Source organism: Vibrio sp. Y176 (genome assembly GCF_033438945.1).
In genome coordinates this window covers 189,464-215,585 of record NZ_JAWOQS010000004.1, presented here as the reverse complement: position 1 = coordinate 215,585, position 26,122 = coordinate 189,464, and the positions used below count along the sequence as shown (strand labels likewise).

The following is a 26,122-nucleotide window of genomic DNA, read 5'->3' as shown; positions in this document are numbered from 1 at the left end:
ACTAAGTGAAACGACATGATGCGATAGAAACGTGCTAGAAGAAGTAAGTTCTCATCAAGTTTGCGACGTTTCATTACCAAAACAAGCATCGGGATTGCGACTTGTCACACAAAGGTTCGAATTGTTTGGCAAAAGTTTTGAATGACCATTTATAGTAGTGCAGTTGCACTAGGTAAAAGAAATATAAGGGTTAGGGAAAGAATGAGGTTAACAAAACAATTTGGACGTTCAGCCATAGTATTTACTCTGGTCAGCTTGTCGGGTTGTCAGCTGTTTCAATCGCAGACCTATGTGGAAGTGGCTTCCCCCGTTGTTATGAATGATCACTCACAGAGCGTCATGGTCATCAATGATCAAATGGACCGATTTTTGAGTTATGAAGGACGCGAATCGTTCTTGAATCAGATGCTTGTTGCCCTTGAGTCTGACAGCCGAAATAAGTTTAAAGGTAAAGATCCGGAAACGTATTCTTGGTGGAAGATCCGTGTCCAGCCTAGTGAGAAACAGCAAGCGGAAGTTTTCCGACCAACCACTGAAGGTGTCGATACCTCAAACCCAGTAGAGTTTATGGATGTCTCTTACCGCTCTAAGACCACATTAAACCTACGCTCCAAACCGAGTCTTGAAGGGGCAAAGCTTGGCGTATTATCGAAAGGGGAAGTCTTTAATGTGCTAGCAAAAGTGGTTGATCAACCTTGGTTTCTCGTTGAACAGAAAGGAGTGATAAAAGGTTATGTCCATAAGGATTATGCGCGCAGCAATGTGATAAATCGTGACATTTTATCTACTCAGCCTAACCCTCTACTAGAGCCTAACTCGAGTAAAACGGAGCAAACGAGTATAGAGCATGAACTGTCGGGAAACTATACTTGCCGCTCACTGAGCTATGAGCTTACAAAAGATGGCGACATGACGACGGGCTCTTTGCGCGCCTGCCGCAAGAAGAGAAAAGTCTGGTATATAGACACCCCTCAACCGCAACTATCAAACCCTTCTTAATGTTCTATTTTTATGGTTATGCCCAATAGATAAATTGTTGGGCGCACCTTAATTTGGCCTTTGTCATTAATTGTCCAAACTCCCGTCATGCTGTTGTCACCTAAACCTCCTACTTTTCACACAAAGGCGTTGTCAAAGTAAGGAAAGGTCACATGCGAACCATAGAGACAATTACACAGCCAATTGCAACCATTGCTAAGTTTGATTTAGCGCTCTCTAGTGTTTGTCTTAAGCACCGTTTTAATCAACAAGTCGCCAATATCAGTAAAGGAGTTTCCCACAGTGGTGACGGGCATCTTTACTTGGTGTTGGGGTTATTAGCTTGGTATTTAGATAAGGAGCAAGGAGTCTGGTTTTTACTGGCGGGTTTACTTGCTTTTGCTATCGAGCTACCAATTTATTGGACGCTGAAAAATAGTTTTAAGCGTCGTCGCCCTGAAGAGCTTAATGCACTCCTTCCTGCTTTTATTACCCCCTCTGATCGCTACAGTCTTCCTTCAGGACACACTGCCGCTGCGTTTGTCATGGCGACGCTGATTGACCATTTCTATCCGAGCCTAGGCGTTGCTGCATTCTTTTGGGCAAGTTTAATTGGAACCGCGCGAATCTTATTGGGTGTGCACTTTTTTACCGATGTCATCATTGGTGCACTGCTTGGCAGTCTTTGTGGTGGATTAGCGATTGCGATGTTAGGAGGCTAATTGATGAAAATCTTGTACGGTGTTCAAGGGACAGGAAACGGACATATTGCACGCGCAAGGGCGATGAGTCATGCGTTTAAAGAGCACGATGTTGAGGTCGACTTTTTGTTTTCTGGGCGAGCGCCGGAAAAATACTTTTCAATGGAAGCATTTGGCGATTACCAGACTCGCCGAGGCTTCACCTTTATTACCGAAAAAGGCTCTGTAAACTACGCGAAAACAGCATTGAATAACAATTTGGTGCAGTTTTTCAAAGAAGTTAAGCAACTCGATCTGTCGTCCTACGATCTTATCATTAATGATTTCGAACCTGTGACTGCGTGGGCAGCGAGACAACAAAATAAGCCTTCTATTGGTATCAGCCACCAAAATGCTTTCCGTTATCCAGTGCCACTAAAGGGAGCAAGTTGGTTAGATAAATCCGTCATTGAATACTTTGCGCCTTCTCAACATCACCTTGGTTTGCATTGGCATCATTTTGATCAACCTTTGTTACCACCGATAGTGCATACCGTCGATAGCCAAGCAGAAAACGACGACTTCGTGTTGGTGTATCTACCGTTCGAATCGATTGAAGATATCTCGGACTTATTGTTCCACTTTAATCAACAAGCGTTTATCTGTTATCACCCGGATGTGATCGAATGTGAGCAGGTAGAAAACATAGAACTGCGCCCTTTATGCCACAGCAACTTCCAGCATCATTTGCATCGCTGTAGTGGTGTCATTGCTAATGGTGGGTTTGAGCTTCCTTCAGAAGCCTTGTCTTTGGGGAAAAAATTGTTACTAAAGCCACTCGCGGGTCAATTCGAGCAGCAGAGCAATGTTGCTACCTTAGAAGATTTAGGGCTTGCGATGTCGATGGAGAGCTTAGACATTTCCGCAGTACGCCAGTGGCTAAAGGAGCAACAAGCCGAAAGTGTGAAATACCCAGATGTTGCTCAGGCTATTGTTCATTGGGTACTGCAAGGTGCATGGGATTCAAAAGCAGAGTTATCCAGACAGCTGTGGGAGCAGGTTGATTTTCCAAGTTACGTGTCGAACATTTAAGTACGTTGTTCTAAGTACATTGTTCCTTCCATTTTTGACACGATTTTGTTGCAGCCTTTCTGTTTGGAAGGCTGCATTTTTATTCTTCCTCTCTCATTTCTATTCAGTGTGTATTTGCTGATAATTTGACTGATAAGTGCAAAATTCAATCAGAGATATAGCTGCTATATGTTGTTCCTATCCCAACCAATAACCGAGCTAAATGCATGCTTGTGTTAACCGCCTGTCCTATCAATTTGCTAAATACGTCCTCAAAGAATGCATTTTTACGTGTTTTATAGTTTTTTATGTTTTTATCAAGCTTTTGTTATTTAACGAATAAATACCTAATTGGCTAAAATTTACTGATTAAATATCAATCTAGTTGCGAAACCGCAATCGATTAGTTGATAGTACAGTTCGAGCCGGAAGTATCCGGACGATAAATATAATAAAAAGTTAGGTTATCTATTCGTAAAATGATTCGAATCCAGCCGCCGTCTTTTGTGCGAGATGGGATTCTATTCGTTATGAATTTAATGAACAAAGTTGACGATTACAAAAGAGGCGCACTCAATGTTAGAGAAGAAAGACGCGATGAGCGCAATTGCTAGCTACCGTATGGAAAGCACTTTGCGTGGTGTAGATTTAAACCTACTGACTGTATTTGATGCTGTAATGCAAGAGCAAAATATTACTCGTGCAGCACATAACCTAGGCATGTCTCAACCGGCGGTAAGTAACGCCGTGGCACGCTTAAAAGTGATGTTTAACGACGAGCTATTCATGCGCCAAGGTCGTGGTATTCAGCCTACGCAACGAGCACGTCAACTGTTTGGCCCTATTCGCCAAGCACTACAGCTGATTCGCAATGAACTTCCTAGCTCTGTATTCCAACCAGAATCTTCGACTCGCTTATTCAAGCTTGCGATTTGCAGCCCTTGTGACATGCGTTTTGCTCCGAAGATCATGGCAAAAGTGAATCAACAAGCACCAAACGTTCAGCTTCACCTAGATGCAGAATTTGACCGTTTGTTGTCTGAGCGTATGCGCTACCAAGAAATTGATTTCGTGATCGACTACGCTCGTTTTGATGAGCAAGGTTTCTCAAGCACTGAAATCTTCAAAGATGAATTAGTGGTTATCGCATCAAAAACACACCCACGCATTCAAGGTGGTGTGACGGCTGAGCAACTGCTTAACGAAAAGCATGCGAAGTTATCGAAAGTGCATGGCCAACGTAGTTTCTCAGAGCAAGCGTACCGTGAACTGGATTGCCAAGCGGCGTATGAAGGTTCTAGTTTAAGCAACCTACTATACGTGGTGGGTCAATCTGAGCTTGTGACTATTGCACCACGTTGGATGGCGGAAAATGCGGTAAACAGCGATCAACTGCAAATTCTTGATTTCCCATTTGCGAACAAAGAAATCAGCGGATTCTTAAGCTGGCATGAATCAAGTGAAAAAGATAAAGGCCACATTTGGCTACGCGATCAACTGATGATCACTTGTGGTGAAGTCGTTGCCGCAAAATAAGATGACGTTTGGTCTTCTCGATTAGACCATATTGGTAATCATCAATTTTTACAATTCATTGGTCCCCGAGCGATTTTTGTCTCTCGGGGCTTTTTGTTTTCGTAATCAACAATCGAAACAGTAAGTTAAATAGAGTAATCATTCAGCAATTTGAGGTACGTTCGCGACGTATAAGTGATAGTTGTCTCTTATTAGTGATAAGTTTGATACTGGTCAGTTGCGTTTTAGCAAGCCGTGAGTACACTTGTTCGCTCAATTAGCTTACGCCTGTAAGCCAAAAGGTAAGTAAAAGAATGGCCAAGTTAGATTTTCATATCGTTAAACGTATTCGTGAACAAATTGCGAACGGTGGTACACGCGTTGCACTCAAGCATAAAGTGGGTGAGGAGTGGCAAGGTATTACGTGGACGCAATTTGGTCAGCAAGTTGATGCTTTATCACTTGCACTTTTGGCTCAGGGATTAGGAGTCCAAGATAAGATCGGCATTTTCTCGAACAACATGCCGCAATGGACGATTGCTGATATCGCAGCACTGCAATTACGCAGCGTGACAGTACCTATTTACCCAACCAATACTGCCGCTCAGTCGGCGTACATCATCAACAATGCAGACGTCAAAGTTCTGTTTGTTGGTGAACAGCCTCAATTTGATGCAGCAGTGAGCATTTTTGACCAGTGCGAACAGTTAGAGCTCATTGTTGCGATGTCTGATGATATAGAACTTGGCGATCATGATTTCGTTATCTCTTGGCAAGCATTTGTTGCCAAAGGCGACACTACATATCAAGTTGAATTGGATGCGCGTTTAGATCAGGCAAAAGAAGATGATCTACTCACGCTCATCTACACCTCGGGTACAACAGGCCAGCCAAAAGGCGTTATGTTGGACTACGCAAACATTGCGGCGCAATTGGAAGGGCACGATCAGCGCTTGAGCCTTTCTCAAAGTGACGTGTCATTATGTTTCCTTCCGTTGTCACACGTATTTGAGCGCGCTTGGACCTTTTATGTATTGTACAAAGGGGCGACCAACTGCTATTTGCAAGACACCATGCAAGTACGTGATGCACTGAGCCAGGTGCGACCTACCGTGATGTGTGCCGTACCGCGTTTCTATGAGAAGATCTTCTCTGCGATTCACGAGAAAGTGTCTCGCGCGCCGATTCATCGTAAGATCATGTTTACTTGGGCAGTCAACATGGGCGCAAAAATGGCCGCTTGTCATCAAGAAAAACGTCAGCCATCGCTCTTGCTGCGTAAGTCATACGCTTTGGCGGATAAGTTGGTTCTGAGCAAACTGCGTGCGCTACTTGGCGGGCAAATCAACTTTATGCCTTGTGGTGGTGCAAAGCTGGATGAAACCATCGGTCGATTCTTCCATGCGATTGGTATCAACGTTAAGTTGGGCTACGGCATGACTGAAACCACGGCGACAGTATCGTGTTGGGATGATAAATGTTTTAACCCCGACTCTATTGGTATGTCGATGCCTGGCGCACAGGTTAAGATCGGCGAAAACAACGAGATTCTGGTTCGTGGTCCAATGGTGATGCGTGGCTATTACAAAATGCCAGAAGAGACGGAAAAGACCTTTGATGAGCACGGTTTTCTAAAAACGGGCGACGCTGGTTACATTGATGAAAATGGCAACTTGTTCATCACCGATCGTATCAAAGAGTTGATGAAAACTTCAGGTGGTAAATACATCGCTCCACAAATGATTGAAGGTGCGATTGGTAAAGACCACTTCATCGAGCAAATCGCAGTCATTGCGGATACTCGTAAGTTTGTTTCTGCGCTTATCGTGCCTTGTTATGACTCGCTAGAAGAGTACGCGAAAGAGCTGAATATCAAATATCACGATCGCGTTGAGTTGATTAAGCACCACCAGGTGGTCGAAATGCTTGAGAAGCGTGTGAACGATCTTCAAAAAGAGTTGGCAAAGTTTGAACAAGTGAAGAAGTTTAAATTGTTACCAAGAGCTTTCTCTATGGATGATGGTGAGTTAACGCCAACTCAAAAACTTCGTCGTAAAGTCATCAATGACAAATACCAAGATGAAATTGAAGAAATGTATAAGGAAAAGTCGGATAAAAAGTAACTTAAGCTGACTTAGGTTTTATATTGATGAAAAAATCCCCAGTGATGTGATCGCGCATTGCTGGGGATTTTTGTTTGCATTGATTTTTTCTGCTTTGCTCGTCAAATAACGCTATTTCGCACCCTATAGCTAAAAGCTTATGAAATAATGTTCTTTTTTTAAGCGTTAATTTTTTAGGTTGTACTGTGAAATAGGAGATGTGTGGCTGCTATTCCTACTAACATTCTAATTACTAGTATCTTGTTTAAAAAGTAGACCAATCTCTCATTAGACCCTTTGATAATAAAACGTTACATTTGTTGGGTAACCTTGCGGGATGTTATGACGAACGCAAGACATAGCCGAAAACGTGGAAGTATTTCGATTAGGCTACGAATAAGACCTAGACTATGTAAAACCAGACCAATCCGTTGACCTTACGGTGAGGAAACTGGCTAAGGAGAGCAATTATGACAGCAATGTTGTCAGGCGCAGAGATGGTGGTTCAATCTCTGATAGAAGAGCACGTAGAGCAGATCTTTGGCTACCCAGGTGGCTCTGTTTTGGATATCTACGATGCACTGCATGCCAAAACCGATCAAATCAAACACGTACTTGTAAGGCATGAGCAAGCCGCCACTCATATGGCAGATGGTTACGCTCGAGCTACCGGTAAACCGGGTGTCGTACTTGTGTGCTCGGGGCCGGGCGCGACCAATACCATTACGGGTATTGCAACAGCGTATATGGACTCTATCCCAATGATCGTTATCTCGGGTAACGTACCGAATAGCCTAATTGGTAATGATGCTTTCCAAGAGTGTGACATCGTCGGTGTCTCCCGCCCAGTGGTCAAACACAGCTTTTTAGTAAAAAAAGCGGAAGATATTCCTGAAACAATCAAAAAAGCGTTTTATATCGCGACTACAGGTCGACCTGGTCCAGTTGTGATCGATTTGCCAAAAGATGTAATGAACCCGCAAATCAAACTGCCTTATCAATATCCAGAAACGCTTTCTATGCGCTCTTACAAGCCGACAACTTCGGGCCATAAAGGCCAGATTAAAAAAGCGCTTAAATCGCTATTAGAAGCGAAAAAACCAGTGCTTTATATCGGTGGTGGTGCGGTGATTTCTGGCGCCCATGAACATATTTTAGAGCTTTCCGACAAACTGAACCTACCAGTAGTGAGTACTTTGATGGGCTTGGGGGCATTCCCGGGTACACATAAAAACTCACTGGGCATGTTGGGTATGCACGGCACTTACGAAGCTAATATGGCAATGCATGAAGCGGATCTTATTTTTGGTATCGGTGTGCGTTTTGATGACCGTACAACCAACAATCTTGAAAAGTACTGCCCAAACGCAAAAGTGATGCATATTGATATCGATCCGTCATCGATCTCGAAAAACGTGAAAGTGGATTTGCCGATCGTAGGTTCTGCGGAAAAAGTGCTGACAACCATGCTCGGGCTGCTTGCAGAGCAAGGTAGTGGAAATGATCAAGATGCTATCACCGCATGGTGGGATGACATTCAAGTATGGCGTGACCGCAACTGCTTGTCTTATGAAACGTCTCCAGAACGAATCAAGCCACAGCAAGTAATTGAAACGCTGCACAAGCTAACTAATGGCGACGCATATGTGGCGTCTGATGTGGGCCAGCATCAGATGTTTGCGGCGCTGTACTACCCATTCAATAAGCCGCGCCGTTGGATAAACTCTGGTGGTCTTGGCACCATGGGATTTGGTCTTCCGGCTGGCATGGGCGTGAAGTTTGCCATGCCACAAGAAGAGGTCGTGGTTGTGACTGGTGACGGCAGTATTCAGATGAATATTCAAGAATTGTCGACAGCCATGCAATACGACATTCCAGTGAAGATCATCAACCTGAACAACCGATTTTTAGGCATGGTAAAACAGTGGCAAGACATTATTTATCAAGGTCGTCACTCTAATTCTTACATGAGTTCTGTTCCTGACTTTGCAGCGATTGCAGAAGCTTATGGTCACGTCGGTATTCGTATCGAAACGCCTGATCAGCTCGAAGAAGGGCTACAAAAAGCGTTGGATATGAAAGATCGTCTGGTGTTTGTGGACATCAACGTAGACGAAACCGAACACGTATACCCGATGCAAATCAAAGGTGAGGGTATGGATAAAATGTGGCTAAGCAAAACGGAGAGAACTTAATATGAGACACATTATTTCATTGCTATTGGAAAACCAACCGGGTGCGTTGTCTCGTGTTGTTGGTTTGTTCTCTCAACGTGGTTACAACATTGAATCTTTGACGGTATCACCGACTGATGATGAAACCCTGTCGCGAATGAACATTACCACGACATCTGATGAGATGCAGTTGGAACAAATTCAGAAGCAGTTACACAAACTGATCGATGTGCTGAAAGTACAAGAAGTCACCGAGTATGAGCACATTGAGCGTGAACTGATGATGGTGAAAGTGAAAGCCAGTGGTTTTGCGCGAGCAGAAGTGAAGCGGACGGCAGACATCTTCCGTGGCCAGATCGTGGATGTCACGGCTTCCCAATACACCGTACAACTTGCGGGTACGAGTGAAAAGCTAGATGCCTTCATTCAAGCGATATCCGAAGTGACCGAAGTTGTCGAAGTTGCTCGTAGTGGTGTCGTTGGCATTGCGCGAGGAGAGCGAGCCCTCAAACCTTAACTCTCTGATTGCATATAGAAAAGCCACTTAATCTAAGTGGCTTTTTTGTTTAGAAAATAACAATTAATGATATAATTGTCGTTTTAGTAAGCATGATAGGCATTAGACGTGTGAAAGTACCTAAGCGAGTCGGCACCTTATTGGCGACAGCACTATTTTTTAGTGCACTCACTGCCGCTTACTACTATCAGAAATATCTGACGTTGTTAGAAAACAATGTTGAGAACACCGCTCAAGAAGCGTTACATCAATTGGCCTATACTGGCCGTGAATACAGCAATATTCAGGATCAAATCGAAACGATCAGTGACCTACTTGGTCACAGCCAAAGTCTGTATGAATATCTGCGCCAACCTAACCGGGTGAACCGTTCCATCTTAGAAGACATGTGGAGCTCGGTCGCAATCAATCAAAAGTTGTATAAGCAAATTCGCTTTCTTGATGTTTCTGGTCGAGAAAAAGTGAGGATTAATTATGATATTGAAACAGGCGCTGCGTTGCCCGCGATCAAATTGCAAAATAAGTCAGAGCGAGATTACTTTCAATTCGCTAAGAACTTAGACGATGGCGAAATCGCTTCGTGGGGGATAGGTTTAGAACGAGAGTATGGCGAGTTAGTCTATCCCTATAGTCCGTCACTGCGTATTTTGATGCCTATTTCGCTTAACGGAAAGCGCGAAGGGTATCTTGTGCTTAATGTTGATATTGACTATTTATCCTCTCGACTCAACTATTCGTCAGTGCTTGATTTCCATATTGAGCTGATTAAGAGTGACGGATTTTACATTGATAGCCCTAAATCAGCTCGTTTGTATGGCCATATAATTCCCGCTCGCTCTCAATTTAATTTTGGCCGGATGTACCCAAACATTTGGCGTAGTTTAAATTAAAAAGAATCGGGCTATGCTTACAATGGTTCGAATTTGGTCGCGTATCGCACCATCCAGTTTGTTTCTAGCGAACCTCTTCATCTGGTTATTGATCTTACCAATGAGCAGTTATTATCCCGAGCTCAGAGGGACATTGATGACTTAATCCAAGAAGCATTTTTTGTTCTAAGTTTGGTGCTCGGCTTCACTTTGCCGACGGCAGCCCTTGCTCTGCATTATCGGCGTCATAGTATGGAATCGAAGTTGGCTCGAGCTGCTCTTGATGGTATGACTGCGGTGATGATCTCGGATGCTTCACATAGAATCATCATGGTTAATCAAGAGTTTGAAAACATGATGGGTTACTCAACCAAGCATGCCCAAGGTTGGAGTGCACATCATTTAATTCTCTTACCTGAAGATCTCGAAGCAAACCTGAGTATCTGGAAAACACTGAAGAGTGAACACGTATGGGAAGGGGAGATTCGTTGTCGAACTAAGTTTAATCAAGTCTTTACTGCAATAATGCGTATTCAGGCGAATTTAACCAAATCAGGTAAAGTGAGTTATTACATTACGTCGCTGGTGGATATCTCTGGGCAAAAAGAGTTAGAAGAAAAATTACGAAACCTAAGCGAAAAAGATGGCTTGACGGGGTTGTGGAACCGCCGAAAATTTGAAGAGCAATTGGCGCAATATGCGGGGATTATTGAACGCTATCCTGATAGCCCTCCTGCTTGTTTGGCGTTGTTTGATATTGACCACTTTAAACGTATTAATGACGAGCTTGGCCACGACGAAGGAGACAAGGTGATTTGTAGTGTCGCAGAAACCCTCCTAGAAGAAGTCCGCAGCACAGACTTTGTATCTCGTGTCGGTGGTGAGGAATTTGCAGTGATTATGCCGCATACAACACTAGAAGAGGCTGAAATTGTATTGAACAGGCTACGTGTCGCGGTTCAAATGCGTAGTGATAGAGGCATTACTGTCAGTGCTGGGTATAGTGATTTAACCTCTGATCGTACAAGAACGTATAAATGTGCTGATATTGCTTTGTATGAGTCAAAAAGTGCAGGGCGTAACTGCGTATCGCTATGTCATAGTTATGATGATATTGCTTAGTGCTTTTACAAAAACGAAAAAACGGGGATAGACCCCCGCTTTTTAGTCTCAGCGTTATTCGTTAGCCAGTATGCGACATTGGCTGTCGATGGCGGCTTCGATACACTGTATTGACTGTCTCAAATAACGCTCTAGATAACCTAAAGCATCCTGACTCTTTTTGTCTAGCGATGCCTTCATCAGTATTTCTTGCTCATCGAGATTACAGTGCCCAGGGTTCCCTGTGCCTAAAATCTGCATCGCGAAGTATTGGTAGCGTTTAATTTGCGTGAGTAGATCGCGGAAAAAACCAAACATATTGACAGAGCCAGCACCTTCAAACAGCGCAGTAAGAAACTGATTTTGGCGCTCTTCCCATTCCCTCCAACAAAAGCTTTCGCCAGGTTTTACTCGGGATAACTTGTGATAAGCAGTTAGTACATCCAGTTCCCATTTTTCATCGCCAATCATAATTGCCTTACTGAGTAAGCATGCGGAGACCATTTGCAGGCTTTCGTACAAGTCATGTAACTCATCTTTACATACAGGTGCAACCCAGCAGCCTTTTTGCGGCTCGAGTTTGACGTATTTGCTCCAAGATAATTGCACCAATGCTTCTCGAATGGGTGACGCTCCTACGTTGTACTTCTCTTTGAGTTCGGCAACCACGAGTTTTTGACCTGGTTTAAGCTCGCCATCGAGAATATCCTGACGGATCATTCTTAATACTTTGTCGGTAAGAGTGGGACTAGACACATACACCTCATAGAAACTTTAATCGTGACGATAAAATTAAACAGTACGAAATTCTGATAGAGGTAAATAATACAATTAGCCTATTATGAGAGCAAGAAAGCCATATAAAAAAGGAGGGCATAAGCCCTCCTTCTCAAGAAACTGAAGTGTTAAAAGTTCAGTCTTATAGCACGTGTACAGAAGCTGTGTTCGTAGTACCTGAAGCAACTAGAGCGCCAGAAACCATAACAACGATATCGCCTTTGTTACCTAGACCTGATTCTAGAGCAAGTTCTTTACCCGCTACGTAGAATGCGTCAGTGCTTTCGATTGAATCAACAACTACAGGAGTAACACCTTTAGTTAGAACTAGCTGTGCAGCAGTTTTCTTGTTAGTTGTTAGCGCTAGAATGTTTGCAGTTGGGAAGTACTTACGTACTGAACGTGCAGACTTACCGCCTTCAGTTGCAACAACGATAAGTGGAGCAGCTAGTTTCTCAGCTGTGTCTACAGCGCCTTTACATACTGCTTCAGTGATGCGAAGACGTGGGCTGTCTAGACGAGAACCTAGTTCAGCTTTTAACGCTGAGTCAGTACGGTTCGCGATTTGAGCCATGATAGTTACCGCTTCAACAGGGTATTTACCTTTCGCCGTTTCACCAGAAAGCATTACTGCGTCAGTACCGTCCATTACTGCGTTAGCAACGTCGCCTGCTTCCGCACGAGTAGGACGTGGGTTGTTGATCATAGAATCAAGCATTTGAGTTGCAGTGATAACCATCTTACGTGCACGGTTACACTTCTCGATCATCATTTTCTGAGCGAAGATTACTTCTTCAGCTGGGATTTCAACACCTAGGTCACCACGAGCAACCATGATGCCGTCAGAAAGCTCTAGGATCTCGTCGAAGTTATCAACACCTTCTTGGTTTTCGATCTTAGAGATGATGTGGATGTTCTCGCCGCCGTTTGCAGCAAGTACTTCACGGATTTCTTGAACGTCAGACGCTTTACGGATGAAAGAAGCTGCTACGAAGTCAACGCCTTGCTCACAACCAAATTTAAGGTCGTTCTTATCTTTTTCAGATAGTGCAGGTAGGTTTACAGAAACGCCAGGAAGGTTAACACCTTTGTTTTCGCCTAGTGCACCGTTGTTAAGAACTTTACATTTAACTTCAGTTTCAGTCTTAGAGATAACTTCCATCTCGATTAGACCGTCGTCTACTAGGATAGTGTTACCTACGTTTAGGTCTGCTGCGAAACCAGCGTAAGTTACTGCAACTTTATCTTTGTTACCTACAACTGAAGTGTCAGTTGTGAAAGTGAATTCTTGACCTGCTACTAGATCAACATCGTTACCGCCTTCTAGCTTGATAGTGCGGATTTCTGGACCTTTAGTATCTAGAAGAATTGCTAGTGGTTTGCCAGTAGCTTCCATTACTTTACGGAAGTTCGCGATACGAGTGCCGTGTTCTTCGTAGTCACCGTGAGAGAAGTTAAGGCGCATTACGTTCATGCCTGCGTTAACTAGTTCAGTTAGCTTCTCTACAGATTCTGTTTTAGGGCCAATCGTACATACGATTTTGGTCTTTTTCATGGAAGATACTCTCCGGTAAGTATAGTTACAATTTGAAAGTCGGTTATTTACTCTGAAGTCAGGACGTTTTTGATGACATTTAGTACCTGTCACCCACCGATTTTTCGTCTCATTATTAGAACTTCAGATTCTGAAAGTCTTTCACCAAGTTTAGTCATTTTATGACTAAAAGATCGGCGATTTTGGTTACCTTTTTGTGACTAATCCCACTTTATATGCAGAAAGTTGCAAAAAAATAGCCTTCAATTCTGTAATTTTTTTTCTTTTCGGTGGCGAATTCTACCACTGAATGAATCCAATATCACTGTTTAAGAATTGTCTTAGGACAAGGTTTTATCGAGAAATATTAATTTTCTGGATCGAAATAAATGGACTTAAAAGTTTCGGTTTGACTATAATAAGTTTCACATCGAAACTTAAAATCAAAACTTAAATGTCGAAACGAAATACTCAATTAAGAAGACACGCCATTTCTAACTTGGTTTCTGAACTAGGAGAAGTCAGCGTTGATGAACTTGCTCAGAAATTCGAAACCTCAGAGGTCACGATTAGAAAGGATTTAGCTTCTTTAGAGAAAAACGGCCAACTTCTACGCCGCTATGGCGGTGCGATTGCTATCCCAAAGGAAGTCATTCACGAAGAATTGGGCGCTAATGTTTCGACTCGAAAGTTAAGCTTAGCAAAAGCAGCAGCATCATTGATTCGCGATCATAATCGCATCGTGATCGACAGTGGCAGCACGACTGCCGCGCTGATTCAACAGTTGAATGATAAACGTGGCTTAGTGGTCATGACCAACTCGTTGCATGTTGCTAACGCCCTAAATGAATTAGAGAGCGAACCGACACTGCTGATGACTGGCGGTACTTGGGATACGCACTCAGAGTCCTTTCAAGGCAAAGTAGCCGAATCTGTATTACGAGCTTACGATTTTGACCAACTATTCATCGGTGCGGATGGCATCGATCTCGAGCGTGGAACCACGACATTTAATGAGTTGGTTGGCTTAAGTAAGGTAATGGCAGAAGCGTCACGTGAAGTGATCGTAATGATCGAGTCCGAAAAAATCGGCCGTAAGATCCCAAACTTAGAGCTCGCTTGGCATCAAGTTGATGTGTTGGTGACCGATGCAGATATCCAAGCAGAGCATAAAGTACAGATTGAACAACATGGCGTGAAAGTCATTTGCGCCTAATAATGTAATCAGTTTCATATTTCACTTCCCTCTGGATAAAGGCCTTTGCTTGCTGCCTCTATTTGAAATCATGGCTAGGGAAGAACAAAACTACAAACGGAGATAAACATATGTGTGGAATCGTAGGTGCAGTAGCACAACGAGATGTTGCAGAAATTTTGGTTGAAGGTCTACGCCGCTTAGAGTACCGCGGTTACGACTCTGCTGGCGTTGCGGTTGTTGATGGCGAATCAAACCTAACGCGCGTTCGTCGCTTGGGTAAAGTACAAGAATTGGCTGATGCAGTAGAAGAAGCAAAAGTGATCGGCGGAACTGGTATTGCGCACACTCGTTGGGCGACGCACGGTGAACCTTCTGAAATCAATGCTCACCCACACATGTCTGGTGATATCGCAGTTGTCCATAACGGCATCATCGAAAACCATGAAGAGCTGCGTGAGCTGCTTCAATCTCGTGGCTACGTGTTTGAATCGCAAACGGATACAGAAGTTATCGCACACATGGTTGAGTGGGAACTTCGTACTTCAGAAACGCTATTAGAAGCGGTACAAAAAACAGCAAAACAACTTGAAGGCGCATACGGCACGGTAGCGTTGGATCGCAAAGACCCATCTCGCATCGTAGTAGCACGTTCAGGCAGCCCGATCGTGATCGGTTTTGGTGTAGGTGAAAACTTCCTAGCGTCTGACCAACTTGCATTACTTAACGTTACGCGCCGTTTCATGTACTTAGAAGAAGGTGACGTAGCAGAAATTACTCGCCGTGAAGTCACTGTGTTTGATGCAACGGGTGAGCCAGTTGAGCGTGAAATAGTTGAATCTAATGCAGAGCATGATGCAGGTGATAAAGGTCAATACCGTCACTTCATGCAAAAAGAAATCTATGAGCAACCTAAAGCGTTGATCAACACAATGGAAGGTCGTATCACGTCAGATTCTGTTGTGACAGACGCGATCGGTGTGCACGCGGCAGACATTCTAAGCAAAGTAGAACACGTACAAATCGTCGCGTGTGGTACGTCTTACAACGCAGGTATGACGGCACGTTACTGGTTTGAAGACATTGCTGGCGTTAGCTGTGATGTAGAAATCGCGTCTGAGTTCCGTTACCGCAAGTTTGTGACTCGTCCAAACAGCCTATTGATCACGTTGTCTCAGTCTGGTGAAACCGCTGATACCCTAGCAGCACTTCGCCTAGCAAAAGAGAAAGGTTACATGGCGGCGATGACCATCTGTAACGTAGCGGGTTCCTCTTTGGTTCGTGAATCAGATTTTGCATTCATGACTCGCGCTGGTGTTGAAATCGGTGTGGCTTCAACCAAAGCGTTCACGACTCAACTTTCTGCACTACTTATGTTGGTAACGGCACTGGGTAAAGAGCAAGGTCGCATCAGCAAAGAGAAAGAAAAAGAGATTGTTGAAGCGCTACACGCACTTCCTAAGCAAATCAACGCGGCACTTTCTTTCGAGAAAGAAATTGAAGCACTAGCAACGGATTTTGCAGACAAGCACCACACATTGTTCCTAGGCCGTGGCGAGTTCTACCCAATCGCGATGGAAGCGTCTCTAAAACTGAAAGAGATCTCGTACATCCACGCAGAAGCGTACGCGGCGGGTGAACTGAAACACGGTCCTCTGGCCCTAATTGATGCTGACATGCCAGTTGTTGTGGTTGCACCAAGCAACGACCTACTTGAAAAGCTAAAATCAAACGTTGAAGAAGTGCGTGCGCGTGGCGGCCTTCTATACGTATTCGCAGATGCAGACGCAGGCTTCGAAGGCGATGAGACAATGAAGATCATCACAATGCCTCACGTTAGTGAAATCACGGCGGCGATCTACTACACCATCCCTATGCAGTTGCTGTCTTACTACGTAGCACTGATCAAAGGTACGGACGTAGACCAACCACGTAACCTGGCGAAAGCGGTAACGGTTGAGTAATTACGCTTAACAGCAAAAATCCAAGCGGCACATGCGAGAGTATGTGCCGCTTTTTTATTTAAGCCCACTTTAAGGGGGTGAGTTATTGACCCAACTGGTGAGCGGTTAGAATTGCAGAGTAGACATTTTCTGCCGTCACTGGGAATGGCATATTGTGGATGGTTTCTCCCTCGGCCGTTGAGGCTTCGGCGACCTCGCGCAACTTAGCGTGGTTAAGATCTTTAACGCCCATATCAAATAAGTTGGTTGGTAGACCTACAGAGCGGCAGAATGCAAGAACCGTATTAATCTCTTGCATCGCTGCGTTTTCTAGTACCAGCTGAACAAGTGTGCCGAACGCGACTTTCTCACCATGATAGAGATGATGACACTCTTCAAGCTTAGTTAGGCCGTTATGAATAGCGTGAGCACCCGCTAGACCACTGCTTTCAAAACCGATACCGCTTAGGTATGTATTGGCTTCAATAATGTTTTCTACCGCTTTGGTGCTCACACCATTTTCTACCGCAGCTTTTGCTTTTACACCATCTTCAAGCAAGGTTTCATAGCAAAGTTTCGCAAGCGCTTGTGCTGAACGCGTCGCTAACCCACCAGCCATTGTTGCCTTACCAGAAGTCATGTTGGCACGAGCTTCAAAGTAGGTGGAAAGCGCGTCGCCCATCCCCGATACAAGTAAGCGAACAGGGGCTTTGGCGATGACTGACGTATCCATGATGACCATGTCTGGGTTTTTAGGGATCATCAAATATTCTGCAAATTCACCTTCAGGTGTGTATATCACCGCAAGCGCTGAGGTTGGCGCATCAGTCGAGGCAATCGTAGGAACCACCACGACAGGAATTTTGGTGTAAAACGCAACAGCCTTTGCTGTATCTAACGTTTTACCACCACCAATACCGACAATGACATCATGTTTTTGAGTCGCACAAATGTCCGTGATGCGTTCAATCTCAACGCGCGAACATTCGCCACCAAAAATGTTCATAGTGAGTGGAAGCTTCTCGTCAGCAAAGCTTTGTTTGACGTCATCACCAACCAGGTTAGTCACGAACTCATCAGCAATTACTAACGGACGTTCACCTAATGTTTTCACATAGTGAGCGATAGATGTAAGTACTTGTTCACCTTGGACGTATTTGCTTGGGCTGATAATAATTTTATCCATAATTCAAACCTTTAACCTTTTTTATGTGTGTTTTTGACTGCAATGAAAATCCATTGTAGCGATAAGGTTTATATTAGGTTTGGTGTGGTAAGTGGTTAAGGATATCTCTGATTTTGTTCCATGCTTTTATGACCTCTGTGTCAAACCGACTGTCAGAAGTAATAAGCATCAGCATGCTTTATGGCGACGATCACTATTCAGGAAAATTTGTCGTTTTTTGTTTCATATTGAAACGAGAATGTCGAAGATTTTGTTTCAATATGAAACAGATTGATTTTTGTTGAGTACGCTTTTTCTCTGTTTAAGATGAATTCATACCCTACATAAAAATATAAATGGAATGAGATAGAACGATGAAAAAGTTAATTAACCAAGTCGATGATGTTGTATTGCAGCAAATGGAAGGCCTGGCATTGTCCCGCCCTGAGCTAAAAGCTAACTACGAACCTCGTTACATGTGGCATGAGGAAACGCCGGGGCAAGTGGCATTGGTTTCTGGTGGTGGCTGTGGTCATGAACCTTTACACGCAGGTTTTATTGGTAAAGGCATGCTGACAGGCGCCTGCCCAGGAGAGGTATTTACTTCACCTACGCCAGATCAAATGTACGAATGTGGTAACCAAGTGAATACTGGTGAAGGCGTGCTGTTTATCATTAAAAACTACACCGGTGATGTGTTGAACTTTGAAACGGCCGTGGAGCTGCTTCATACCGATGGTATCAAAGTTGGGGCGGTGTTGGTGGATGACGATGTTGCGGTCAAAGACAGCCTGTACACCGCTGGTCGTCGTGGTGTTGCTGGAACGGTATTAGTTGAGAAGTTAGTTGGTGCTGCCGCGAACAAAGGTTATTCGCTGGAGCAATGTGAAGCACTGGCTCGTCGCGTTAATAACCACTGTCGTTCATTTGGCGTGGCGCTTAATGCTTGTGTTGTGCCAGCTGCGGGTAAACCATCTTTTGTTCTGGAAGATGATGAAGTGGAGTTTGGTGTTGGTATCCATGGTGAACCAGGTATCAAGCGAGTGAAATACACCGACGCCGATACGTTAGTGGATGAGATGTTTGCTGAAGTTGCTGAAAACACGCCTTATCAGCGCACATTGCGTATTTGGAATCGTGACGAAGGTGAATGGGATGAAGTGGAATCCAGCATTGAGCCTTTCGCCGCTGAACACGACTATATTGTGATGGTGAATGGTATGGGCGGAACGCCAATTTCTGAGCTTTACGGAGTGTACCGCCGTCTTGCCCATAACTGCGAGCAAGCGGGGTTCCGTATCGTGCGTAATATGGTCGGTAACTTTTGTACGTCACTTGATATGGAAGGCGTTTCAATTACGTTGCTGAAAGCAGATAAAGAGATGTTGGAGCTGTTTGATGCTCCTGTCGATACGGCTGCGATCAAGTGGTAACAGGGGGGAGCAAACATGCAAATTGAAAAACAACATATCGTTCACTGGTTAGAGTTATGTGCAAAAACGTATCAAGAGAATCAAGATTTTCTGACCGACCTTGATCGTGATATTGGTGACGCAGACCATGGTCTCAATATGAACCGAGGCTTTAAAAAAGTTGCTGAAAAACTGCCGCAATTTGCGGACCAAAATATCGGCAGCATTCTCAAGAATACGGGCATGACCTTGCTTTCTAGTGTCGGTGGGGCAAGTGGCCCGCTGTATGGCACGCTGTTTATTCGCACGGCTGCCGCTGTCGGAACTCGAGAGCAATTAACGTTTGAAGAGTTAGTGGATGCACTAAAAAGCGGTGTGGATGGCGTGGTGTCTCGTGGTAAAGCAGAGCTGGGTGATAAAACCATGTGTGATGTTTGGTTACCCGTCTTAGTTAGCGTGAAGGCGTCGTTAGAAAATGGCATGAGCGCCGATCACTTACTGAATGAAATGGTTGAGCTAGCAGAAACGAACGCGGTTGCCACGATTGAAATGTTGGCGAAAAAAGGGCGAGCAAGCTATCTGGGGGAACGTAGTATTGGTCACCAAGATCCCGGTGCAACCTCTTCTTTGTTAATGATTAAAGGACTCCAGCAGGCAATAGCAGGTAATTAAGATGGTGGGAATTGTAGTTGTATCTCATAGTCGTCGACTTGCAGAAGGGGTGGCAGAACTTGCCACCCAAATGACGCAAGGCAAAGCCAAGCTTGCGATTGCTGCTGGGATTGATGATCCAGAGAACCCGATCGGAACCGATGCCATTGCCGTGATGGAAGCGATTGAGCAGGTACAAGATCAACAAGGGGTTGTTGTGTTGATGGATCTTGGCAGCGCGTTGCTTAGCACGGAAATGGCTCTGGACCTGATTGATGATCATGTGAGGGAAAATGTCACCCTTATCTCGGCACCTATTGTTGAAGGAACCATGGCGGCGTCGGTGGCTGCTGCTGCCGGACTACCTTTATCGACGGTAGTCGAAGAGGCACAGAATGCGTTAAGCGTAAAACAAGAGCATCTTGGTGATCAGCCACTAACATCCGCTGAGATAGCGCCAGTATCAGAAAACTTTGAGCAAGAACGGACATTTGATTGGGTAGTGCAAAATCCGCATGGATTACATGCTCGTCCCGCTGCGGCCATTGTTGGTGCACTCGCGCCTTTCGACTGCCAATTATGGTTGAAAAAAGGCGAGCGCCGTGTGAACGCGAAAAGCTTGAACAGCATTGCGAAACTTGGCGTTCGTAGTCAAGAGACGATCACCTTATGCGCACTTGGACCTCAATCCAGTGAAGCAATCAAGGCATTTGAAGCCTTAGCTAGTGAGCACTTCGGAGAAAAAGAGGCGGTTGAGCAAGGCATTATCGAACCTGAAGAAAGCTCGGATACTCTGCTCGATGGCATGGCCTCAAATCAGATTGAAGGTGCTGTTGTTGGTATTCGAGTCAATGACGGTATCGCTACTGCTCCTGCTGTCCTTTTTACTCATGAAATGCCAGCAGTGCCTGAACGTAATTTCCAAAGTGAACAAGATGAAATTGAACGGGTTAAGCGTGCGATAGGCGTGGTTGTTCAACATTTGCAGGAGCAAGCGAAGCAGCCGAAAGGGGAAATATTTTCTGCTCATAGCATGATGCTCAGTGACCCAGAATTATGGGCATCGGTCGAGTCGCGAATTCAAACGGGCATGATAGCCGAGCAAGCTTGGGTAGAATCACTGCAAACGTTGGCCGAAGAGTTTCGCCAGGCAGAAAGTCAGTACATGCGGGAACGCGAAGCAGATGTACATGATATCGCACGCCAAGTTATGGTCGAAATGACAGGCGTAACGCCTAATGCCATCGACATTCAGGAACCGAGTATTTTGTTGGCCCGCGACCTGATGCCTTCTGATGTGGCCGGGCTTGATAAATCGAAAGTGCTTGGTATCTGTTTGAGTGAGGGAGGGAAAACCTCTCACAGTGCGATTCTTGCTCGTGCGATGGGGATTCCTGCCATCGTTAAAGCTCAGGGCTGCCTTGATGCTGTGCGTGCTGGTCAAGTGGTGACTATTGATGGCCTCCGAGGGCATTTATGGTTCTCTCCTTCAGATGCCGTACAGCAGGAATTAGAAGCTCAGCAAATTGAGTGGCAAAGCATCCGACAACGTGCATTAGCGAGTGCTCAGCAAGCCGCAGTCACCTGTGATGGTGTCCATATTCAAGTATTCGCCAATATTGGTGGACCGAAAGATATTGATGATGCACTAACATCGGGGGCTGAGGGCGTTGGTCTATTTCGGACTGAGTTTCTATTTCAAAACAGTGATGAGTTGCCGACTGAGGAAGCGCAATATCAAGTGTATCGTGATATTGCTGCCGCACTTGGTGATAAGCCACTTACGATTCGTAGTCTAGATGTTGGCGGTGACAAGCCTTTAGCCGCTTATCCTATGCCAGCAGAAGATAATCCATTTTTAGGTTTGAGAGGGGTGCGGTTGTGTCTTCAGCATGAGTCATTGTTTACCGCTCAACTTCGAGCCATTCTGAGAGCCTTTCACGAGCAACCGAATATTCAATTGATGATACCGATGGTGGCTCAGGTTGAAGAAGTGAGAAAAGTAAAAGCGCTGTTGGCGCATCAAGCAAACCAACTCGGCTTGGATGCGACTCATTTGCCCGTTGGTATTATGATTGAGGTGCCAGCCGCGGTATTAAATGCTGATGCGTTAGCCCAAGAAGTCGACTTTTTCTCTATCGGCACCAATGATTTGACTCAATATGTTATGGCCGCCGATCGAGGTAACGCCGCTGTTGCTGAATTGGTGAACTACTTTGAACCATCGGTACTAAAAGCCATTGAGCTCACGTGTGCAGCAGGCGATCGCGCGGGTATACCGGTTAGTATGTGTGGTGAGATGGCTGGCGATCCAAATGCCACAGAAACATTGCTTCGCGTGGGGTTGCGAAAATTCAGCGCCAGTGCGAGTCTGCTACCGGGACTAAAAGCGCAGATTCGTCAGTTGTCTGTCGATGTTTAGTTGATATCTTATCGTTAGTACATCTGTACCGGCGTGCTTACGCCGGTTTTACTTTTTGTAGGAACGCCACTTCTTGGCTTAATACAGCTTCATTTGCTCCTGCAGCCCAAACTTATTAATTTTTCTCCATAAGGTAGTGCGGCCAATTTGCAATGCTTTCGCCATATCATGCATTTTGCCATCACACTGATTCCAAGCCTGAACGATAGCTCTTCTCTCGGCTTCTTCTAACGTGATTACTGGCGTATTTTCTGCGGTATGGCAAGAATTCAGTTTAATGTCTTCAGGAATATCGTTCAGCTTGATTAAGTTGGAACTGCGGTTAAGCAAAATTCGCTCAGTTCGATTTCTTAATTCAGAGTTGTTGCCTGACCAACGAAAATTCATCAACGCTTCCAGTGCGACTGGCTCTATCGAGATCGTCACATTGTGGCGGCGTTCATAATGGCTGATAAGCTGCTGGACGAGAAATTCAATGTCTTCTTTACGCTTTCGTAGTGGCGGAATATGCAGCTCGTTCGAGGAGATTTCATAATAAAGTTGCCGACCAAATGAGCGTTGAGTGACATACTCGCTGATCTCTGAAGCGGTGCTCGTGATAAGTTGAAAGTCTACGGGGATCAATCGCAAACTGTCGCTGCGGCTGACGAGCCCAGTTTTTAACAACTTAAGTAGCACGGCTTGTAAATCGGGCGACAGATATTCCACCTTTTCTAAAAAGAGCGTACCGCCATGGGCGAGCTCAAACTTTGAAGGCATGCCTTGCCCTTCGTCATACCCCAGGGTTTCTTTGACCAGTTGCTCTGTATTGATGGAGCGGCAGTTGAGCGTAATGAACGGCCCTTCTTTGTAGGTGCTTTCGTTATGAATCGCCATGGCGAGAGTGGCTTTTCCTACACCTTCTTCACCCGTAATTAGAATCGGTGATTTGGACTTTATGGCCCGTTTTGCCACGGTAATGACATGCTTCATTTTTCGTGAAATGACGGGCAAAGTGCTGAACGTATAGCGCGCACTGCCACCTATTTGTTGTTGAGCAAGTTCGCGAATTTTATCGATAGGGTGCAAGAACAATAAGTGTGTGCCGTCGTTGAGTGGACGCAAGGTGATGATCGCTTCAACAAACTCGCCACGAACCTCTACCGTTGTGAGTTTACGGTTTATGCTCGCACCTGACTCAATACTATTGAGGACATTTGGCGGGAAGCGCAAAACAGAAAAGACTTCTTTATCCAAGACCTGACTGGCTTCAATGTTTAACAAGCGCTCGGACTGGTGATTTACCATGGTTATACGGCTTTCTTCATCCCAGGCCAGAAGGCCGTCATCCATGCACTCTAACGTTGCGTTGTGCGCACAAGTGAGGCGGTTCATATTTTCTTGTTCCGACTGAATATGGATTTGCAAGCTGACTTCTTTCGCGCTCGACGCGATGATGACTAAGTCTTCTTTCTTATAGCTTTCCGCTTTTCTGAAAAGGCATGTTGTACCGCGTAATTTGCCAAATTGGTCGAAAACAGGCGCCGCTACAGAGGCATAAGAGTGCAAGTGGCGATTGAAATGTTCGGCAGCAAAAACGTCACACGGGATATGAGTGTTGATACAGAGATTGACTGCATTTGTGCCTATCTTTCCTTCGGAGAGAAAACAGCCTTGTTTTATGCCGAGCGCTTGCATCTCTTGTCGCATAGAGTCGTGCCCGACGGTAGAGAGAATACAGCCGTTGCCATCGGTTACCATCAATACCAGGTCTTCGTCACCAAGCATATCGTATGTATCTTCAAGTACGGTCGTGGCGCATTCGATGAGATGTTCGTTGCGCTTCATTAGAGATGAGAAGGTAAATCCAGAGGCAATATGTGGTTTTGACCAGGTGTAAGGGCTGCATTGCTTTATGCAACGCTCCCACGACTCGAGGACGGGAGTGCGGGAAAATTCTGGAGATACCCAGTGGTGTTTCTGGAAAAACTCCCACTTAGTTTTAGTGTCTTCGATTGAAAGCATGCGATACCGTTTCAATACTAGCGATAGATTGGTCTGATGTTACAGAGACATCGGAATATGGACTGTGATGGCTTTCACGCACGTTGTATAGAAGAATGTGCAAAAAGAGGGGCGAGTTGAGGAGGCTTCCGTGCCAGTTTTTCGATTAAAAAGGGCTGTCTTTGCCGAGCTCATTGCAAATCTCGACAATGGCAAGTGAGAGCCCTGACTTAATGATTTGTTGTTGACGTTGCAGTTGTAGCTGATAAAACTCAAGGTCGATGTCGTCATCTGGTTCGCTGACTTCCAGTTGTACCATGCCCATTTTCTTCACCAAGTGCAGTTTCTTAATTGGTTCTAGAATATTCGGGTCAGTGAATTCGTAATCTGAAGCGTCACTATTGAGTTGGTTTTTGAGTTTGATGATGTCTTCGATGTCGTGGTAAATGTCATCGGGGAGCACTCCCAAGCCAAACAATAACTTCAAACGAACAGACAGATCGCCCAGCGGTCCAGAGTCTTGTAACAGCGGACCGACAACCGATTGAACAGCGAAGTTATCTTTACGAAAGATTCTTTGCACCAACCCGTCGATCGAATCGTTAAAAACGTCGACTGCTGCAATGAAAAAGCCTCGTACCGATGGTGCGCTGTTTAATCGCTCAATGATCTCGGTTTCGTTGATGTTATCTGCCATATACTGAATACATTTCTAATTATTAGCTATCCCAACTCTTCAAGCAGAGAAGGACATAGAAGGGGAGCCGAGCTCCCCTAGGTAAATCAAAGTTGGTTGTAAAGTGTCTCGATTTGAGCCACTTCATCACTGTCTTCTGCAAGACCTGTGTATGTCGCTAGCGTCTTCTTCACACCCACTTCTTTTAATGAGGTTTGCAGTTCTACTGCTTGTGGGTCGGTGTCGTTAGTGTACTTCAACGCAGCGGCAATGCCTTTCAAAAGAGTTTTATTTTCAGTGCCATACTCAATTGTACCGAGTAAAGGCTTCACTAATCTATCGTTCGCCCCCAATTTACGAATTGGTTGGCGACCAACACGATCAACTTCATCAACTAAATAAGGGTTGGCAAAGCGTCCTAAAATCTTCTCGATGTAGGCGTTGTGCATGTCACGGTCGAAGCCGTAACGTTTGATCAGCACTTCACCACTCTCTTGCATCGCCTGTTTTACTTCAGCGTGAATGCTTGGGTCTTCAATTGCTTCACGAATGGTGCGATGGCCTTTCAAGCAACCTAGGTAAGCGGTAATGCAGTGGCCTGTATTGAGAGTGAATAGCTTGCGTTCTACGAAAGCCATTAGGTTGTTGGTTCTTTCCATGCCAGCTATGTCAGGGATTTCGCCCTTGAATTGCTGCTCATCCACAATCCATTCGCTAAAGCTCTCTACCGTCACTTCTAGTGGGTCATCGTTCGCTGCTTCTGCTGGTGGCACGATGCGGTCTACCGCTGAATCGACAAAGCCAACCAATTCGTCTGCTTTCGCGTGCAATGATTCATCCAAGTGTTTGTACACTTCACCTTTTAGGTGTGTGGTGCCACGAACCATGTTTTCACACGCGATGATGTTCAATGGCTTATCGTTACCTGCTGCAAAGCGCTTAGCAATGCCGGTAGCGATGGTTTTTGCAATGATGTCCAGTACGTTAGGGCCAACCGCTGTTGTGACCAAGTCGGTTTTTACAATGCGGTCAATGACATCTTCACTGGCTGAGTTTACCGCGGTGACGTGAGTTACTGTGTCGATTTGGCACTCAGTACCGACCACTTTTACTTTGTATTCTTGCTTGTGACTCAGTTGGTCGACGAGTGGAGCGTCAACGTCTGCAAATGTGACCTCGACTTCTGCATCTGCTAAGAGTTTTCCGATGAAGCCACGACCAATGTTACCTGCGCCAAAATGAACTGCGTTTTTCATAATTCTTACCTACCAATGTCTAAAATGTTGACTTACGAAACTAGGGGGAGGCCAACCGCATAGGGGGTGACAGCTGACCTCATTTGCCTCAGGAGCAAATT

The 26,122-nt window shown here is 45.0% G+C and carries 18 protein-coding genes and 1 pseudogene; 13 read left to right on the top strand and 6 right to left on the bottom strand.

All coding sequences use genetic code 11. The features are described from left to right. Positions 1-201: 201 nt before the first annotated feature. From R7O13_RS12120 to R7O13_RS12085, 8 genes and pseudogenes are all read left to right on the top strand, one after another. Positions 202-999, top strand: a complete 798-nt coding sequence (locus R7O13_RS12120) for an SH3 domain-containing protein (RefSeq protein WP_203345701.1) — start codon at positions 202-204, stop codon at positions 997-999. Positions 1,000-1,151: 152 nt separating this feature from the next. Continuing rightward, positions 1,152-1,700 carry a phosphatase PAP2 family protein gene (locus R7O13_RS12115; RefSeq protein ID WP_033906038.1) on the top strand — a complete coding sequence of 183 codons (549 nt, stop codon included), beginning with the start codon at positions 1,152-1,154 and terminating at the stop codon, positions 1,698-1,700. A 3-nt stretch (positions 1,701-1,703) separates the two neighbouring features. Then, the gene (locus R7O13_RS12110) at positions 1,704-2,750 is read left to right on the top strand and encodes an MJ1255/VC2487 family glycosyltransferase (protein WP_005379691.1); all 1,047 of its coding nucleotides are present in this window, start codon (positions 1,704-1,706) and stop codon (positions 2,748-2,750) included. Positions 2,751-3,305: 555 nt separating this feature from the next. Beyond that, positions 3,306-4,265 carry a LysR family transcriptional regulator CalR gene (gene calR / locus R7O13_RS12105; RefSeq protein ID WP_005379693.1) on the top strand — a complete coding sequence of 320 codons (960 nt, stop codon included), beginning with the start codon at positions 3,306-3,308 and terminating at the stop codon, positions 4,263-4,265. 293 nt (positions 4,266-4,558) lie between these two features. Continuing rightward, positions 4,559-6,367 carry an AMP-dependent synthetase/ligase gene (locus R7O13_RS12100; RefSeq protein WP_033906039.1) on the top strand — a complete coding sequence of 603 codons (1,809 nt, stop codon included), beginning with the start codon at positions 4,559-4,561 and terminating at the stop codon, positions 6,365-6,367. A 449-nt stretch (positions 6,368-6,816) separates the two neighbouring features. Further along, positions 6,817-8,541 carry an acetolactate synthase 3 large subunit gene (locus tag R7O13_RS12095; protein WP_005379695.1) on the top strand — a complete coding sequence of 575 codons (1,725 nt, stop codon included), beginning with the start codon at positions 6,817-6,819 and terminating at the stop codon, positions 8,539-8,541. A gap of 1 nt (position 8,542) precedes the next feature. Beyond that, positions 8,543-9,037, top strand: coding sequence for an acetolactate synthase small subunit (gene ilvN, locus R7O13_RS12090; RefSeq protein ID WP_005379697.1), 495 nt, complete (start codon positions 8,543-8,545; stop codon positions 9,035-9,037). A gap of 110 nt (positions 9,038-9,147) precedes the next feature. Beyond that, positions 9,148-11,028 (top strand): annotated as a pseudogene (locus R7O13_RS12085) (GGDEF domain-containing protein). Positions 11,029-11,082: 54 nt separating this feature from the next. Here the strand turns inward: R7O13_RS12085 and R7O13_RS12080 are convergent. Both R7O13_RS12080 and pykF read right to left on the bottom strand, forming a co-directional pair. After that, a complete protein-coding gene (locus tag R7O13_RS12080) occupies positions 11,083-11,769 on the bottom strand; it encodes a GntR family transcriptional regulator (RefSeq protein WP_262630241.1) in 687 nt (228 codons plus the stop codon). Between the two features lie 157 nt (positions 11,770-11,926). Beyond that, positions 11,927-13,339 (bottom strand): pyruvate kinase PykF, encoded by a 1,413-nt coding sequence (pykF, locus tag R7O13_RS12075; protein WP_005392243.1) that lies wholly within the window; start codon positions 13,337-13,339, stop codon positions 11,927-11,929. Between the two features lie 433 nt (positions 13,340-13,772). Between pykF and R7O13_RS12070 the strand changes: the two genes are divergently transcribed. Together R7O13_RS12070 and glmS are read left to right on the top strand one after the other, a co-directional pair. Continuing rightward, complete coding sequence (locus R7O13_RS12070) at positions 13,773-14,534, top strand: DeoR/GlpR family DNA-binding transcription regulator (RefSeq protein WP_005379701.1); 762 nt, start codon at positions 13,773-13,775, stop codon at positions 14,532-14,534. 110 nt (positions 14,535-14,644) lie between these two features. After that, the gene (gene glmS / locus R7O13_RS12065; RefSeq protein ID WP_005379702.1) at positions 14,645-16,477 is read left to right on the top strand and encodes a glutamine--fructose-6-phosphate transaminase (isomerizing); all 1,833 of its coding nucleotides are present in this window, start codon (positions 14,645-14,647) and stop codon (positions 16,475-16,477) included. An 82-nt stretch (positions 16,478-16,559) separates the two neighbouring features. On the opposite strand, the gene R7O13_RS12060 is transcribed toward glmS, so the two are convergent. Next, positions 16,560-17,642 carry a glycerol dehydrogenase gene (locus R7O13_RS12060; RefSeq protein WP_318303929.1) on the bottom strand — a complete coding sequence of 361 codons (1,083 nt, stop codon included), beginning with the start codon at positions 17,640-17,642 and terminating at the stop codon, positions 16,560-16,562. 353 nt (positions 17,643-17,995) lie between these two features. Between R7O13_RS12060 and dhaK the strand changes: the two genes are divergently transcribed. Genes dhaK through ptsP form a run of 3 tightly spaced genes read left to right on the top strand, consistent with a single transcriptional unit; the run spans position 17,996 to position 22,106 of the window. Further along, positions 17,996-19,054 carry a dihydroxyacetone kinase subunit DhaK gene (gene dhaK, locus R7O13_RS12055; RefSeq protein ID WP_020904270.1) on the top strand — a complete coding sequence of 353 codons (1,059 nt, stop codon included), beginning with the start codon at positions 17,996-17,998 and terminating at the stop codon, positions 19,052-19,054. Positions 19,055-19,069: 15 nt separating this feature from the next. Then, positions 19,070-19,705, top strand: coding sequence for a dihydroxyacetone kinase subunit DhaL (gene dhaL / locus R7O13_RS12050; RefSeq protein ID WP_213912270.1), 636 nt, complete (start codon positions 19,070-19,072; stop codon positions 19,703-19,705). A gap of 1 nt (position 19,706) precedes the next feature. Then, entirely contained in the window at positions 19,707-22,106 is a 2,400-nt protein-coding gene (gene ptsP, locus R7O13_RS12045) for a phosphoenolpyruvate--protein phosphotransferase (protein WP_239932136.1), read from the top strand. 78 nt (positions 22,107-22,184) lie between these two features. Here ptsP and dhaR read toward each other — a convergent pair whose 3' ends face one another. From dhaR to R7O13_RS12030, 3 genes are all read right to left on the bottom strand, one after another. After that, positions 22,185-24,110 carry a dihydroxyacetone kinase operon transcriptional regulator DhaR gene (dhaR, locus tag R7O13_RS12040; protein WP_239932135.1) on the bottom strand — a complete coding sequence of 642 codons (1,926 nt, stop codon included), beginning with the start codon at positions 24,108-24,110 and terminating at the stop codon, positions 22,185-22,187. 145 nt (positions 24,111-24,255) lie between these two features. Then, entirely contained in the window at positions 24,256-24,786 is a 531-nt protein-coding gene (locus R7O13_RS12035) for an MltR family transcriptional regulator (protein WP_005379708.1), read from the bottom strand. A gap of 86 nt (positions 24,787-24,872) precedes the next feature. Next, the gene (locus tag R7O13_RS12030; protein ID WP_053306863.1) at positions 24,873-26,021 is read right to left on the bottom strand and encodes a mannitol-1-phosphate 5-dehydrogenase; all 1,149 of its coding nucleotides are present in this window, start codon (positions 26,019-26,021) and stop codon (positions 24,873-24,875) included. Positions 26,022-26,122 lie beyond the last annotated feature (101 nt).

Excerpts from the sequence above, each read along its gene's own strand:
- glmS (WP_005379702.1), top strand. The coding sequence starts at position 14,645 with ATGTGTGGAATCGTAGGTGCAGTAGCACAACGAGATGTTGCAGAAATT.
- R7O13_RS12060 (WP_318303929.1), bottom strand. The coding sequence starts at position 17,642 with ATGGATAAAATTATTATCAGCCCAAGCAAATACGTCCAAGGTGAACAA.
- dhaL (WP_213912270.1), top strand. The coding sequence starts at position 19,070 with ATGCAAATTGAAAAACAACATATCGTTCACTGGTTAGAGTTATGTGCA.
- R7O13_RS12070 (WP_005379701.1), top strand. The coding sequence starts at position 13,773 with ATGTCGAAACGAAATACTCAATTAAGAAGACACGCCATTTCTAACTTG.
- dhaK (WP_020904270.1), top strand. The coding sequence starts at position 17,996 with ATGAAAAAGTTAATTAACCAAGTCGATGATGTTGTATTGCAGCAAATG.
- pykF (WP_005392243.1), bottom strand. The coding sequence starts at position 13,339 with ATGAAAAAGACCAAAATCGTATGTACGATTGGCCCTAAAACAGAATCT.
- R7O13_RS12100 (WP_033906039.1), top strand. The coding sequence starts at position 4,559 with ATGGCCAAGTTAGATTTTCATATCGTTAAACGTATTCGTGAACAAATT.
- ptsP (WP_239932136.1), top strand. The coding sequence starts at position 19,707 with ATGGTGGGAATTGTAGTTGTATCTCATAGTCGTCGACTTGCAGAAGGG.
- ilvN (WP_005379697.1), top strand. The coding sequence starts at position 8,543 with ATGAGACACATTATTTCATTGCTATTGGAAAACCAACCGGGTGCGTTG.
- R7O13_RS12110 (WP_005379691.1), top strand. The coding sequence starts at position 1,704 with ATGAAAATCTTGTACGGTGTTCAAGGGACAGGAAACGGACATATTGCA.
- calR (WP_005379693.1), top strand. The coding sequence starts at position 3,306 with ATGTTAGAGAAGAAAGACGCGATGAGCGCAATTGCTAGCTACCGTATG.
- R7O13_RS12120 (WP_203345701.1), top strand. The coding sequence starts at position 202 with ATGAGGTTAACAAAACAATTTGGACGTTCAGCCATAGTATTTACTCTG.
- dhaR (WP_239932135.1), bottom strand. The coding sequence starts at position 24,110 with ATGCTTTCAATCGAAGACACTAAAACTAAGTGGGAGTTTTTCCAGAAA.
- R7O13_RS12115 (WP_033906038.1), top strand. The coding sequence starts at position 1,152 with ATGCGAACCATAGAGACAATTACACAGCCAATTGCAACCATTGCTAAG.
- R7O13_RS12095 (WP_005379695.1), top strand. The coding sequence starts at position 6,817 with ATGACAGCAATGTTGTCAGGCGCAGAGATGGTGGTTCAATCTCTGATA.
- R7O13_RS12030 (WP_053306863.1), bottom strand. The coding sequence starts at position 26,021 with ATGAAAAACGCAGTTCATTTTGGCGCAGGTAACATTGGTCGTGGCTTC.
- R7O13_RS12035 (WP_005379708.1), bottom strand. The coding sequence starts at position 24,786 with ATGGCAGATAACATCAACGAAACCGAGATCATTGAGCGATTAAACAGC.